Below are 13651 nucleotides of genomic sequence, written 5' to 3'. Positions count from 1 at the left end.
GAGTGACCCCGTAAGGCGGTTACTGAATTTGAGGGGAAATCAATGTCTTATCGTTTTACGAAGGCTTCGCTTCTGACGGGCACGATCATGGCAGGCGCCATGATTGCTTCGCCCGCACTTGCGCAAGTCGATGATGTGCCGAACGAGCCGGGCACCCAGCCGGGTGCGCAGGTCGAAGATACGGCCGCTGCGCCGATCATCGTCACCGGTTCGCGCATTGCGCGCCGCAACGTCGACACGGCCGCTCCGGTCGCAGTCGTGCAGGACGAAGAATTCAAGCTGTCGGGTACGGTCAACGTCGAGAACGTGATCAACACCCTGCCGCAGGTCGTTCCCGGCTTCACGTCGAACTCGAACAACCCCGGCACCGGTACCGCTACGCTGAACCTGCGTGGCCTCGGCGAAGAGCGTTCGCTCGTTCTCGTCAACGGCCGTCGCTGGATGTTCTACGATACCAACCAGGTCGTCGACCTTAACACCATCCCGCAGTTCCTGCTTGAGTCGGTCGACGTTGTGACCGGCGGTGCTTCGGCTGTGTACGGTTCGGACGCACTTGCTGGCGTCGTCAACTTCCGCCTCAAGGACGTCGACGGCCTCGAAATCGGCGGTCAGTACTCGATCACCGGTCGCGGCGACGGCGCACGTTACGAAGTGCACGCTGCTGTCGGCGGCGAATTCGCCGATGGTCGCGGTAACGCCACCGTCTTCGGTGAGTACTACAACCGTGACGAGATCTTCCAGGGCGACCGTGACTTCTCGTTCTTCGCGATCGGCGGCGAAAGCTTCGGTGTCGACCTGCAGCAGTTCGGTTCGGGCACCCCGCCGGAAGGCCGCTTCAACGCTCCGGGTACCACGCCCAGCGCGCCGGCAGTCGACCTCAACGGCGACGGTGACTTCAACGATCCGGGCGAAGCGCCCACGCTTCCGCTGGGTGCAGGCCTGACCCTCGACGACGGTGTGTTCTTCGAGCAGGGCATCCTCAGCCCGACCAATGGCTATTCTTACAACTACGCTCCGGTTAACTACCTGCAAATCCCTCAGGAACGTTACCTGATCGGTGGTTATGCGGACTATGACATCGGCGGCGGTCACACCGCTTACACCGAAGTCTCGTTCGTGCAGAACCGCGTTGCCCAGGAACTGGCCGCCACCCCGGTGACCGGCACGTACAACATCGACATCGACACGGTGTCGCAGTTCCTCGACCAGAGCGTCATCGACGAACTCAACATCCTCGACCAGCGTGAAGCTGCTGCCAGCGCCGAGCGCGTTGCCAACGGCCTCTCGGCCCTGCCGACCGCCGAACTGGGGGTTGTCCGTCTCGACGTGAACCGTCGTACCTTGGAAACCGGTGGCCGTAACTCGCTCGACGAGCGTAACGCCTTTCGTGTTCTCGGCGGCATCCGCGGTCCGATCAACGACTACCTGAGCTACGACGCTTATTACCTGTTCGCACGTACGCGTAACGCGAACGTCCAGGCTGGTAACATTTCGCGTTCGGCGTTCCAGGCTGGCCTTGATGGCACCGGTACCCCGATCAACATCTTCGGCCCCGGTGCTCTTACCCAAGACCAGGTTGATGCGATCTCGATCCAGGCACAGAATGGCGACATTTCGAGCCTGCAGAACTTCGTCGGCACCATCTCGGGTACCTTTGGCGACTTCGCTATCGGTACTGCCGAGCCGGTCGGTTTCGCCCTGGGTGGCGAATACCGCAAGGTCGCTTCGCGCTTCCTGCCCGACACCGCACTCGCCTCGGGCGACGTGATCGGCTTCAACGCCGGTTCGCCGACCGAAGGTTCGTACGACGTTCGCGAGATCTTCGCCGAAGTTAATGTTCCGGTCGAATTCGGCTCGGCTCGCCTCGAGCTGACCGGTGCAGCCCGTTACTCGGACTACTCGCTCGAAGCAGTCGGTGGCACCTGGACCTACGCCGGTGGCGTCGAGTTCTCGCCGATCCCCGACGTGACGCTTTGTGGCCAGTATCAGCGTGCGGTTCGTGCGCCTAACGTGGAAGAACTGTTCGGCGGCCAGTCGATCGGCTTCCCGCAGGCAACCGACCCCTGCGCGAGCGCCGACTTCATCGCCGCCAACGCAGGTGCAGCCGCACTCTGCCAGCAGACCGGCGTGCCGGTTGGCAGCATCGGTGGCGGTACGGCTGTTCAGCCGAACGCGCAGATCCCTGCGCTCTTCGGTGGTAACCCGGACCTGCAGGAAGAAGTCTCGACCAGCTGGACCGCTGGTGTCGTGCTTCAGCCGGCATTCCTCCCGGGCTTCACGCTCACGGCCGACTACTTCAACATCGAAGTCCGTGACTTCATCTCGATCGCAGGTGGCAGCCTCCAGGGCCTGTTCAACCTGTGCTTCGGCGAAGTCCAGGATCTGTCGGCTTCGGTCTGCCAGCCCTTCGTCGGTATCCGTAACGGTGACGGCCAGATCAACGTCGAGAACCCGCCGCTGGTTGCCGGCGTGAACGTGGCTACCTACGAAGTGTCGGGTATCGACCTTCAGATGGCCTACAGCACTGCGCTGCCGTTCTCGCTCTTCACCGACACGGGTGAGCAGGACTTCAACTTCTCGGTGCTCGGCACCTGGAACGAGAACAACAGCTTCCGCCCCGTCGCGGAACTCGACACCGTCATCGAATGCGCCGGCAAGTTCGGCATCGAGTGCGGCGATCCGGTTCCCGAGTTCAAGTGGACGGCTCGTGCTTCGTTCGTGGATGGCCCGGTCACCACGTCGCTTCGCTGGCGCCATGTCGGTTCGGTCACCGACGATGACGACACGGTTCTCTACTCGGACTTCAACGGCGTCGAAGAAATCGATGCTTACGATCTCCTGGACCTGTCGTTCTCGTTCGCTGTCAACGACGCGGCTACCTTCACGGTTGGTGTCAACAACATCTTTGACACTCTCCCGGGTACCCCGACGTTCGACGCTGACGGCGTCGTGAGCAACCGTCCGAACTCGCTGCTCCTCGGTGACAACCAGGGTCAGACGAACACCTACCCGAGCACCTACGACGTGCTTGGCCGCGACTTCTTCGCATCGGTCCTGTTCAAGTTCTAAGAACAGACCGCTGCAGTCGCAGCAGACAAGAGGGGCGGCGGACTTCGGTCCGCCGCCCTTTTTCCTTTGGGGGACATCGCGGAGAGAATGCGCAAGACGAACGCGTTCTGGCCGCGAAGCTTCGCTCACGCTTTGGCTTAACGAGATGGGGGTGCTAGACGGTCAAGCGCCCAGCTTGGCGGCCAACAGGGCTAGCGCGTTTTGCAAAAGGGCAGGAAATCCGCAAAGGGGCGCTCTTCGGCCCCAGCCGAGATCGCTTGCGTTTCGCCAGCCTCGAAACCGGCCTCGGCGAAGAGGGCGAGCAGCGCCGCGCGATTGTCCGCGGTCGCACAGGCATCTTCCAGATCGCCGAGGCGGTCCATTTCTTCGCCGGCGCGTTGCGCGATCACCGCAAAGGTTCTCGTAATGCCTTCGACATTGTCTTTGGCGCCCAGGGCGAGCGTCTGGCGCGCAGCTTCGGAAATCTCCCAGGCGGGCGACTGCTGCCCAAAGATATGCGCCCCTTGCCTGGCCACGCTTTCTGCGTGTTCGATCGCCCGAGCCCGTCCTTCAGCGCCCTTGTCCATACGGCGTCGAAGCGCTTCGAAAAGCGACTGCTCTTCGAGAACCCAGCGGATGGCTTCCCGGCGCGCGATATTGTGTTCGAGTATCGGCCCGTCGCCGCGGTGGAGGAGCAAGCCAACTGTCCCCCCGTCGCGCAACAAGCGTGAGATTTCGCCGATCGTCGCCGCGACGTCGGAATATTCGAAGCCGAACTGGCTGACGATCGCATCAAAGCTCGCATCGCCCAGAGGAATGTTTTCCATGCGCGTGCTAGGCATCGTACGGCAACCGGCAGGAGGTGGAGGCAATTGCGGCGCGAGGTCGATGCCGGTCAGCGAGAGATCAGGCCTCATCGCCTTCAGCCAATGCAGCAGGATGCCGTTGCCGGTTGCCAGATCGAGCACGTCCGCATTGTGCGGCAGCGCGTCGGCAAAGCCGCTCCAACACTGCTGCTGCGCACGGGCGATCGAATGCATGGCCTCGGGCAGGCAACCGGTGCCTTTCCCGCCGCGGCGAGCCTGGTCTGCCCAATATTCGCCCCAGGCGCGATCCTTATTCTGCTCCGGTCCTGACATCGCGCCTTACAAGCCGCTTACGACGTCGAATGCAACCGTCATCCGCTTGGCACCGTCGAAGGGGCGCGTGCCGTGATAAAGCGTGCTGGGAAACAGTGCGAGATGGCGCTCTTTCGGCTCGAAAACGCGTTCGGGCGGAAGGTTCGAATTCAGATCGGGCGGTGGCCGGCCCAGTTCCAGCTCGCCGCCGCCCCCCTCCGGAGCCCGGATGTAACACGCGGACGAAACCAGGCCTTCGGGATGAATATGGCTTTCATGGCGCGAACTGCCCTCAAGGAACCGCACCGACCAGGAACCCGCCAAGGCGAGCGGCCGGTTCCTCCGGCTCAGGATGGGATGGTCCGGATCCTCGGGCGGAAGATTGTCGCGATAGCGTTCGACGGTGGCGGCGATCCCCTCCCGCAATTTCTGGATGGGCTCTGAAGGCCGGTCGAACAGGCGCCCACGGGTCTGGGTGCCTCCTCTCAGCGATTGCCCGAGCGGGAAGGAGGCGTTCGCGTGGATGGCATCGAGTTCCTGTTCCACCTCGGCCCACGTTGCTCCCTCGAGAACGACCTCCAGCTGGGTTACAAGGCCTTTCTGCCCGTGCAGCCAATCATCGCGCGGGTCGTCGAGTTCGCGCCAGACAAGGCCGAGAAGCGCCCAGGCGGAGAAGTTATCCCTGTCCTGCTCGATCACGCCTTCGAGCGCCGCTGCGCTGCGCTGAAAATCGCGCTTGCGATACCAGTGACGCGCCTCGTGGATCGTCCTGTCGATGCCGCTGCCAGTCAATCCTGCAAAAAGACGATCGGCCCGCTCCAGTTGGAGCGCGGCGCTGGAGGCGGTGGCCTCGAGCAGAGCGAACCCCTCGGCATCGGGAAACTGCCGCGTCGCCTCACCCGCGACATCGGCCGCTTCGGCGAAACGGTCGGTCGAAAACAGTTGCTGCCAATGCGCGCGGGCGATGGCGGGGTTGGTGGGCTGTTGCAGCTGCGCCGCGCGATAGACATCGGAAAAGTCCTCGCCCGCGGCCAGCTTTATCTGGGCGAGCAGGCGCAATCCGTCGGACCATGCAGGGAACCGCCGGGCAAGTTCCTCGGCGACCTGCCGCGCCTGTCCCCGGTCCCCTTCGCCATGCAGCGCTTCGGCATAGGCGAGGATCATTTCCGGATCGCCCGGCGCCATCGCGATCGCTGCGCGGAAAAGCTCCGACGCCTGCGCATCGCCCTGTTCCAGCGCGCAGCGCGCCAGGCCGTGCGCGGCGACAGCGTGATCCGGTTTGCATTGCAACGCCGTCTCGAACCACTGCCGCGCCGCCAGCAGATTGCCACAACCGCGCTCCGCGGTTCCGCGCGCCGAGGCATAGCGCACATCCGTGGCCAGCGTCGTTTCCAACCTTTCCAGCACCTCCAGGGCGCGCCGGTGGTCGCTCGTGGCGTTGAGCGCAATTGCGTGATTGAGCTGAAATTCGCTGCGGGATGGATCGAGCGTGCAGGCCTTCGCAAAACTCTCCGCCGCCTCGATCTTGCGTCCCGCGCGGAGCTGGAACGCGCCGAGCCCGTTGGCGAGGTCGGCGTGCTCCGGATATTCGGCCCTTCCTTGCGCAAGCAGGGCGAGCGCTTCTTCCATCTTGCCGCTGGAAGCCAGCCTGTTGGCCTCGTCGAAAAAGCTGCGCGGATCGCGGGCGCTCATTGGTCGCGGAGCCACCCCACCAGCGCCGTACGGCCGACGGGCGCGAAGGGCGGGACGTAGGATACCTGGTGGGCCGTGGGCACGGCGAAGAGGTTGAGCGCGTTGAAGCGCGGCTTCCAGCCTTCGATCACGTCCCCGTCCTCGTCGAGGAAATTGAGGTAGCCGCCCCAGTCCGGGTGCCAGTTTTCGGGCGCGAAGTTGAGGACATAGGCAAAGCGCCACCCTTCCGCCACATGACTGTCGATGTGCCGCCCGAGGTAATGGTTGGCGGCAAACAATGAGGCCGAACCGTCCGCCTTGGTCAGGGTCGGTGTGCGGGTGATGTCCCGTACAAGATCGAGGAACTCGGGCGCGTTGATGTATTCGAGCAGCAATTCGTGCGGGCTTCCCGGGTCCCATCCTTCCTGAAGCGCGGTCAGCATGGGGTATTGCGCGAAGCGGAAGCCGTAGTCGCCGCGCGCGGATGACTGGTGAGCGGCCATGGCAGCGGCGTTCACCCTGTCCGCGCCGCCCGGGGCCTGCATCTCTTCCAAGCGGAAGCTCTGCGGCTTTGCACCCGAACCGTCGTCGGCCATGACCGACATGCCCCACTTGGTCGTCCGCGCGAGGATCATCTGGATTTCGCGCGCCGTTTCCTGCGTCAGGACATTGCGCACCTGGATGCGACCCGCCTTTGCGAACCGCTCGGCAAGCGCCTTGCGGTCGAGGTCCGGATTGATTTCGAAAAGCTTCTTCGCGGCCATGGGGCAAGCCTTACGATGCGCTCCGACAGCTCGCAAGCACGGCTCCGCGCGCATCCCCGCAAGCTGCACTTGACGTAAACGGAAACCAGCCATAGGCCGGTCGCAAATCGCAACCGAAGAGGATTTCCCATGCCCGAAGCCTATATCGTCGAAGCCGTTCGCACCGCCGGTGGGCGTCGGGGAGGGCGGCTTGCGGGCGTCCACCCGGTCGACCTCGCGGCAAAGTCTCTCGACGCAGTGATGGAGCGTTCGGGGCTCGAGGCGAAGGCGGTGGACGATGTCGTGATGGGCTGCGTCAGCCAAGGCGGCGAACAGGCCATGCAGGTGGGCCGCAACGCTGTGCTCGCCTCGAAGCATCTCGGCGAGGGCGTGCCAGCGGTGACCATCGACCGCCAGTGCGGTTCCAGCCAGCAGGCGATCCAGTTCGCCGCGCAGGCCGTGATGAGCGGGACGCAGGATGTGGTGATTGCCAGCGGCGTCGAAAGCATGACGCGCGTGCCGATGGGCTCGACCGCCATGTTCCACATGAAGGAGGGCCTCGGGAACTACAAATCGCCGGGCCTTGAAGAGAAATACCCCGGCATCCAGTGGTCCCAGTTCATGGGCGCGGAAATGATCGTGAAGAAGCACGGCTTCACCAAGGACGATCTCGACCGCTTTGCTCTCGCCAGTCACCAGAAGGCGATCGAAGCGACCAAGTCGGGCGCCTTCACCGACGAGATCGTGCCGGTGGAAATCGAGACGCCCGAAGGCACCGAAATGCACACGGTGGACGAGGGCATCCGTTTCGACGCAACGCTGGAAGGCATTTCCGGCGTGAAGCTGCTCAGCCCCGAAGGCACGATCACCGCCGCTTCCAGCAGCCAGATCTGCGACGGGTCGAGCGCGGTGCTGGTGGTGAGCGAGAAGGCGCTGAAGGAATACGGCCTCACGCCATTGGCGCGCATTCACAATCTCACCGTGACGGCCGGCGACCCGGTGATCATGCTGGAGGAACCGCTCTTCGCCACCGATCGCGCGCTCGAACGTGCGGGGATGAAGATTTCCGACATCGACCTGTTCGAAGTGAACGAGGCTTTCGCGCCCGTGCCGCTCGCATGGCTCAAGCACACCGGTGCGGACCCGGAAAAGCTCAACGTCAACGGCGGGGCTATTGCGCTCGGCCACCCCTTGGGTGCATCGGGCACCAAGCTCATGGTCACGCTGGTCCACGCGCTCAAGGCGCGGGGCAAGAAATATGGCCTGCAGACGATGTGCGAAGGCGGCGGCGTCGCCAACGTGACCATCGTTGAGGCACTTTAATCGAACGCGAAACATCAATTTTCCGTTCGTGCTGAGCTTGTCGAAGCACCGCACTTTCTTCTAGCGATGCGCCACAAGTGAAGGACGGCCCTTCGACAGGCTCAGGGCGAACGGTTTTCTGATCTCAGGAGAGAATAATGGAAGTCAGCAGCAATACCCCCGCCGTCGTCACCGGTGGCGCATCGGGTCTCGGTGAAGCCACCGCCCGCGCGATCGCGGCCAAGGGCGCGAAGGTCGCCATCTTCGACATGAACGAAGAAAAGGGCGAAGCGGTCGCCAAGGACATCGGCGGCATTTTCTGCAAGGTCAATGTGATGAGCGACGAGGACGTCGACGCCGGTTTCGCCAAGGCACGCGAAGCGCATGGCCAGGAACGCATCCTCGTCAATTGCGCCGGCATCGGCAACGCCATCAAGACGGCCAAGCGCGACAAGCAGACCGGCGAGATCAGCCACTTCCCGCTCCAGGCCTTCGAATTCGTCATCCAGGTCAATTTGATCGGCACCTTCCGCTGCATCGCCAAGTCGGCCGCCGGTATGATGAGCCTCGACCCGCTGAACGAAGACGGCGCGCGCGGCGCCATCGTCAACACGGCCAGCGTGGCCGGTGAAGACGGCCAGATCGGCCAGGCGGCCTATTCGGCTTCGAAGGGCGGCGTGATCGGCATGACCCTCCCCATCGCGCGCGACCTGATGAACGAAGGCATCCGCATCAACACCATCCTGCCGGGCATCTTCAACACCCCGCTGATGAACGCCGCCCCGCCGCAGGTGAAGGACGCGCTGGCCGCCTCGGTCCCGTTCCCCAAGCGCCTCGGCAATCCGGAAGAATACGCGCAGCTCGCCATGACCATGATCGAGTGCGATTATTTCAACGGCGAAGACGTCCGCCTCGACGGCGCCATCCGCATGGCTCCGCGTTAAGCTATACTGTTACCGCAAACAGAAACGCCGCCCGTTCTCCAAGGGAACAGGCGGCGTTTTTCTGTCCGAAAGCGGCGGCTTAGTAGACCGTTTCCATCAGCTTGATTGCGCCGGTCCATTCCTGCTGTTCGGCCGCGTCGGCCAGCACCTGCGCCACGTCGCCGCGCGCCGCCTTGCCCTTGGGATCGACCTCGTCGCCCAATTTCACCGAGCCCGTAGGCCCGTCATCCGTGAGCGCGACAGGCCGCAGGATGGCGTATTCGAGATCGCTCTTCTTCAGATGCTCGTCGGCGGCGTGCTTTGCCTCGAGGTAATGGGCAAGGTCGCTGTCGGGATCGGGATCGTCCGCACCAACCGAGCTCAGCATCACAAAGCGGCGGACATCGCTCTTCTCGGCAATGTCGATCAGCCTTATCGCGCCGTCCCGATCGACCTTGTCGGTCATCTCCGCGCTCGTGTCGCCGCCCGAACCGGCCGCGAAAATCACGACCTCGCATCCGTCCGTTACATCGCTCTGAAGATTGGTCAGGTCGCCTTGGCGAAGAGTGGCGCCCTCGGGCAGTTTGCTGGTGTCGGAAGACTCGCGAACCAGCGCGACCGTTTCGTGGCCACGGCTCTGCAATTCCTTGACGAGGCGTGTGCCGGTGTTGCCGGTGGACCCGGCGACGAGAATTCTCATGCAAGTACTCCTGTGTTGCCGATGCAACCGGCCAGGCAGGAGGGCGTTCCGGCTCAGGCTTGTCCGAGTTCGGCGAGCAGCTCGCGGAACCAGCTCTGGGTCACGTCGAACGTCTTGCCGCCGGCGATGCGGTCGAATTCGATGACCCTGAGTTCGTCGCCGCGCTCTTCGTCATGGCCGACCACGCCGCTGGTGCCTTGGAGAGCCGCGTCTACCGCGAGGCGGGTGCAGTGCGCGATCAGTTCGCGGTCGGAGGCGTTGGCGGGGGCGGAGCGCGAGAAGTAGCCGCTCTTCTGCACCAGTACCTTTTCCGCGCCCAGTTCCTTGGCGAAGCGGTCGGCGAACCACTGGCCGGGGTTGATCGTGTCGAGCTTCACATGCCCGAAAGCGTCGCGCGGGACCTCCTCGCCTGCGGCCTCCATAGCGCCCACGATCTCGCCCAAGCCGGCGCCTTCGGAGATGAACAGGTTCACCCCGCCGTGCTCGTCCATGACGCGGCGCAGGCGCTCGACTTCGGCGGCAAGGTCGAAGGCTCGCTCGGGGATGTAAACGCCGTGCACGTCCCAGCGCGCGGCGGCGTTGTCGACCCATTCGGCAAACGGCGCGGTGCCGACCCATTCGTGATGCGCGCGCGCGGTTGCCGCGGTCAGCCAGCCGCAATTTCGGCCCATCACCTCATGCACGATCAGCATGTTCGGGTTGGCCGAGAATTCGGCGATGATGTTGCGGGCGAAGAGCGCGCCCTGCTCGGCCGCCGTCCATGCGCCCAGCGACTGGCGGATGGGCACGACGTCGTTGTCGATCGTCTTGGGCAGGCCGACCACGGTGAGGTTGGAGCCGATGGCGGCGAGATGCGCTTTGAGATCGGCGGCTGCGGTGTTGGTGTCGTCTCCGCCGATGGTGTGGAGGATATCCACGCGGTCGCGCTTGAGCTGCTCGGCAGCCACGGCGAGCGGGTCCTCGCCCTCCTGCACCAGGCCGCGCTTCACGCAGTCGGCGACATTGGTCAGCTTCACGCGGCTGTTGCCGATGGGGCTGCCGCCAAAGGCATGGAGCCGGCCCGCACTGGCGCGCACCACGGCGGTCGCCTCGATGCTGTTGCCCGTCAGCAGACCTGCATAGCCGTTGCGATAGGCAAGGATGCGCACATCGGGCGCGATCTCGGAATAGCGTTCGATCAGCCCCCCGACGGCGGAGGACAGGCAGGGCGCAAGACCCCCTGCGGTGAGCATGGCGACGGTTTTCTCTCCCATGGCGAAGGTTCTGCCAAGCCCCGCGTCATTAGGCCAGAGCGCGCGTGGATGACTACGAATGCGTGCGCTGACTCAGAACCATGCGCGGATACCGGCGAGCAGTTTGAACCCGGCGGCGTCCTCGCCCTCTTCGCGCGCGAGGTCGGCAGTTTCGCCGAGCTTGGCTTCGTATTCGACGCCGACATAGGGTGCGAATTCACGGGCGATCTCGCAACGAAGGCGCAGGCCCGGCTCGATCTTGGTCAGCCCGGCGCCGATGCCGCGTTCGGGGATTTCCTGCGCCGCGAGTTCCAGTTCGACGCGCGGCTGGAGGATCAGGCGTTGGGTGATCTTCTGGTCGTATTCGCCCTCGATCCGCGCGGTGATGTCGCCGCGGTCGGAGAGGAACAGCGCGCCGTCGACATGCCACATATAGGGCGCAAGCCCCTGCACGCCGAGGACGAGATGGCTGCGCGTTTCGGGCTCGAGGTCGAGGCGGACGCCTGCCTGGAGGTCGAAGAAGGGGCCGATGGCATGGCCCCACAGCGCCTGCACTTCGGCGTCCTCGAGGTCCCCGCCGATCTCGCCTTCGCCTTCGGATTTGACGACGAACTTGTCGATATCGCCGCCGTACCACCCCTGGACATCCCACAGCCAGCCGTCCTCGCCTTCGCCGAGACGCGCTTCGAGCCGTTCGACCATGAGCGTGCCGGTCTTCATGTCACCATGCGTCGCGTGGTTGGTCGCACGCGCTTCGGCCATAGCGGCTTCGCCATAGATTTCGTCCGCCGCGTGCTGCGGGCCTTCGAATGCTTCGGGCGGGGGCGGGCCGGAGGGTAGGTCGCCGACCTGGTGCATCGAATGATCCATGGCCGGGGCGCCGGTCATATCGGCCAGCTTGAACGGCGCGGGGGCCTGCTGGTGGCGCGAATGGTCTTCCGTTTCCGAATCGGCTTGCGGCTGCGCTTCCTCCTGATCGTTCGCGGAATGGTCGCCATGGCCCGAATGGTCCTGCGCGGCGGCCGGCGCGGCGCCCAGAAGCAGGGGGGCGGCGAGGACGGTCCGGAGCCTCATGCTGCGTCCTCCGGCGCGGGGAAGGGCCGCACGGTGACGGTCTGCATCATGCCAGCGTGCATGTGGTAGAGGAGGTGGCAGTGGAAGGCCCAGTCGCCTGGCTCGTTGGCGGTGACATCGAAGGTTGCCGTGCTTCCCGGCTGGACGATCACCGTGTGCTTCAAAGGCTGGTTCATCATCCCTGCGCCGTTGACCAGCTCGAAGAAATGGCCGTGCAAATGGATCGGGTGCGCCATCATCGTATCGTTGACCAGCTTCACGCGCACGCGCTCGTCATAGGCGAAGCGGATGGGATCGTCGGTGACGGCGGAGAACTTCCTGCCGTCGAAGCTCCACATGTAGCGTTCCATATTCCCGGTGAGATGGATTTCCATGCTCCGGGTCGGCATGCGGTGCGGATTCATCCGCGCGGCCTTCAGGTCCGTGTATCGCAGGACGCGATGCGGCACCGTGTCGAGGCCGAGGCCGGGGTAATCCATCCGGTCCATCGGCATGGGCGAGACCATATCGAGCCCGGGGCCGACTTTCACATCCGGCGGCAGTTTCGAGGTGTCGCGCATCGAATGGTCCATCGATCTATGGTCCATGCCGGCCATCGCATCTCCGCCATGGTTCATGCCGGAATGGTCCATCCCGCCATGCGCGTCGTGGCTCATCGCCCCGCCGCTTGCACCATCCATCGAGCCCATGCCCATGTCCGCCATGGTCAGCGTGACCGGTTCGCGCAGAGGCGGTGGCGTGGCGCGGTGGCCCCTGTGCGAGGTCAGCGAGGCGAGGCCCATGCCGCTGCGGTCCATCGCCTCGGCGACCAGCGCATGGCTGCCGGCTGGCGGCGTGACGATCACATCATAGGTCTCCGCCGTGCCGATCTGGAACTCGTCCACCTCGACCGGCGACACGTCCATGCCGTCTGCGGCAATCACCGTCATCGGGACGCCCGGAATGCGGATGTTGAAGAAGGTCATGGCCGAGCCGTTGATGATCCGCAGCCGCACCCGCTCGCCCGGCGTGAAGAGATATTCGAGACCGTCCATCGGCCCGTGCCCGTTGAGAAGGAAGGTATATGTCGCGCCGGTGACATCGGAAATGTCGCGCGGGTTCATGCGCATCCCGCCCCACATCAGCCGCTCGTCCGCCGGCATGTCGCCCTCGGTCGCGGACTGCATCTGGTAGTTGAAGTAATGCTCGCCGACCTTCAGCAGGCGCGCGATCTCGTGCGGATGGCGCGGGGTGAATTCGCTTAGCAGGACGACATAGTCTCGGTCGTAGCGCGGGTCCGGCTCGGCGCTCTCGATCACGAGAGGGCCGTAATGCCCGATCTGCTCCTGCAGGCCCGAATGCGAGTGCCACCAATAGGTGCCGCTCTGCCGGATGGGGAATTCATAGGTGAAGGTTTCGCCCGGCTTGATGCCCGGGAAGCTGACGCCCGGCACCCCGTCGAACTGGAAAGGCAGCAAGAGGCCATGCCAATGGATGGAGGTGTCCTCGGCGAGATTGTTGGTCACGTCGATGCGGACGTTCTGTCCCTCGCGCAGCCGCACCAGCGGGCCGGGGACGGTCCCGTTGACGGCAATCGCGTGGCCCTTGCGCCCGCCGACGCCGAAGTGATGGTTGTCGACAGTAAGCGCGATGCGCTCGCCCGAGACCTCGCCGGGGCCTTGCGCGGCATGCGTCAGGCTCTCGCCCCGAGCCCAGGCCGGCATGGCCAAGCCACTCGCTGCGACACCGGCGGTGCCGAGCATGAAGTTGCGGCGGGAAACCGGCCCGAGGCCCATCTGTTTGGAAAACATACCCCGATTATAGGAAAGGCGCCCCTGCATTCAAAGGGCGAAACGGCAAG

At 64.3% G+C, this 13651-nt stretch carries 10 protein-coding genes; 3 read left to right on the top strand and 7 right to left on the bottom strand.

Annotated elements, in window-relative coordinates:
- Positions 1-42 precede the first annotated feature (42 nt).
- On the top strand, positions 43-3069 hold the full coding sequence (locus K3148_RS01980; protein WP_221425673.1) for a TonB-dependent receptor domain-containing protein: 3027 nt from the start codon (positions 43-45) through the stop codon (positions 3067-3069).
- A gap of 191 nt (positions 3070-3260) precedes the next feature.
- Here the strand turns inward: K3148_RS01980 and K3148_RS01975 are convergent, their stop codons facing one another.
- The 3 genes from K3148_RS01975 to K3148_RS01965 are packed head-to-tail and all read right to left on the bottom strand — an operon-like array spanning position 3261 to position 6601.
- Positions 3261-4187 (bottom strand): class I SAM-dependent methyltransferase, encoded by a 927-nt coding sequence (locus K3148_RS01975; protein ID WP_221425672.1) that lies wholly within the window; start codon positions 4185-4187, stop codon positions 3261-3263.
- 6 nt (positions 4188-4193) lie between these two features.
- Positions 4194-5858 (bottom strand): tetratricopeptide repeat protein, encoded by a 1665-nt coding sequence (locus tag K3148_RS01970; RefSeq protein ID WP_221425671.1) that lies wholly within the window; start codon positions 5856-5858, stop codon positions 4194-4196.
- Positions 5855-6601 carry a 2OG-Fe(II) oxygenase gene (locus K3148_RS01965; RefSeq protein WP_221425670.1) on the bottom strand — a complete coding sequence of 249 codons (747 nt, stop codon included), beginning with the start codon at positions 6599-6601 and terminating at the stop codon, positions 5855-5857. Before K3148_RS01965 ends, K3148_RS01970 begins: the two co-directional genes overlap by 4 nt.
- Before the next feature lie 129 nt (positions 6602-6730).
- On the opposite strand from K3148_RS01965, the gene K3148_RS01960 reads away from it, so the two are divergent.
- Together K3148_RS01960 and K3148_RS01955 are read left to right on the top strand one after the other, a co-directional pair.
- Entirely contained in the window at positions 6731-7903 is a 1173-nt protein-coding gene (locus K3148_RS01960) for an acetyl-CoA C-acetyltransferase (protein ID WP_221425669.1), read from the top strand.
- Positions 7904-8040: 137 nt separating this feature from the next.
- Positions 8041-8826 carry an SDR family NAD(P)-dependent oxidoreductase gene (locus K3148_RS01955; protein ID WP_221425668.1) on the top strand — a complete coding sequence of 262 codons (786 nt, stop codon included), beginning with the start codon at positions 8041-8043 and terminating at the stop codon, positions 8824-8826.
- Between the two features lie 79 nt (positions 8827-8905).
- Here the strand turns inward: K3148_RS01955 and K3148_RS01950 are convergent, their stop codons facing one another.
- The 4 genes from K3148_RS01950 to K3148_RS01935 all read right to left on the bottom strand — a co-directional run bounded on the left by K3148_RS01950 (position 8906) and on the right by K3148_RS01935 (position 13601).
- On the bottom strand, positions 8906-9505 hold the full coding sequence (locus tag K3148_RS01950) for an SDR family oxidoreductase (RefSeq protein ID WP_221425667.1): 600 nt from the start codon (positions 9503-9505) through the stop codon (positions 8906-8908).
- Positions 9506-9558: 53 nt separating this feature from the next.
- Entirely contained in the window at positions 9559-10758 is a 1200-nt protein-coding gene (locus K3148_RS01945) for a pyrophosphate--fructose-6-phosphate 1-phosphotransferase (protein ID WP_221425666.1), read from the bottom strand.
- Positions 10759-10830: 72 nt separating this feature from the next.
- Complete coding sequence (locus tag K3148_RS01940; RefSeq protein WP_221425665.1) at positions 10831-11811, bottom strand: copper resistance protein B; 981 nt, start codon at positions 11809-11811, stop codon at positions 10831-10833.
- Positions 11808-13601, bottom strand: a complete 1794-nt coding sequence (locus tag K3148_RS01935; protein WP_247711614.1) for a copper resistance system multicopper oxidase — start codon at positions 13599-13601, stop codon at positions 11808-11810. The genes K3148_RS01940 and K3148_RS01935 overlap by 4 nt, the downstream gene beginning before the upstream one ends.
- Positions 13602-13651: the final 50 nt, after the last annotated feature.

This window comes from Qipengyuania aurantiaca (genome assembly GCF_019711375.1).
Classification (GTDB): Bacteria; Pseudomonadota; Alphaproteobacteria; order Sphingomonadales; family Sphingomonadaceae; genus Qipengyuania; species Qipengyuania aurantiaca.
This window is presented reverse-complemented; position numbering and strand designations above follow the sequence as displayed.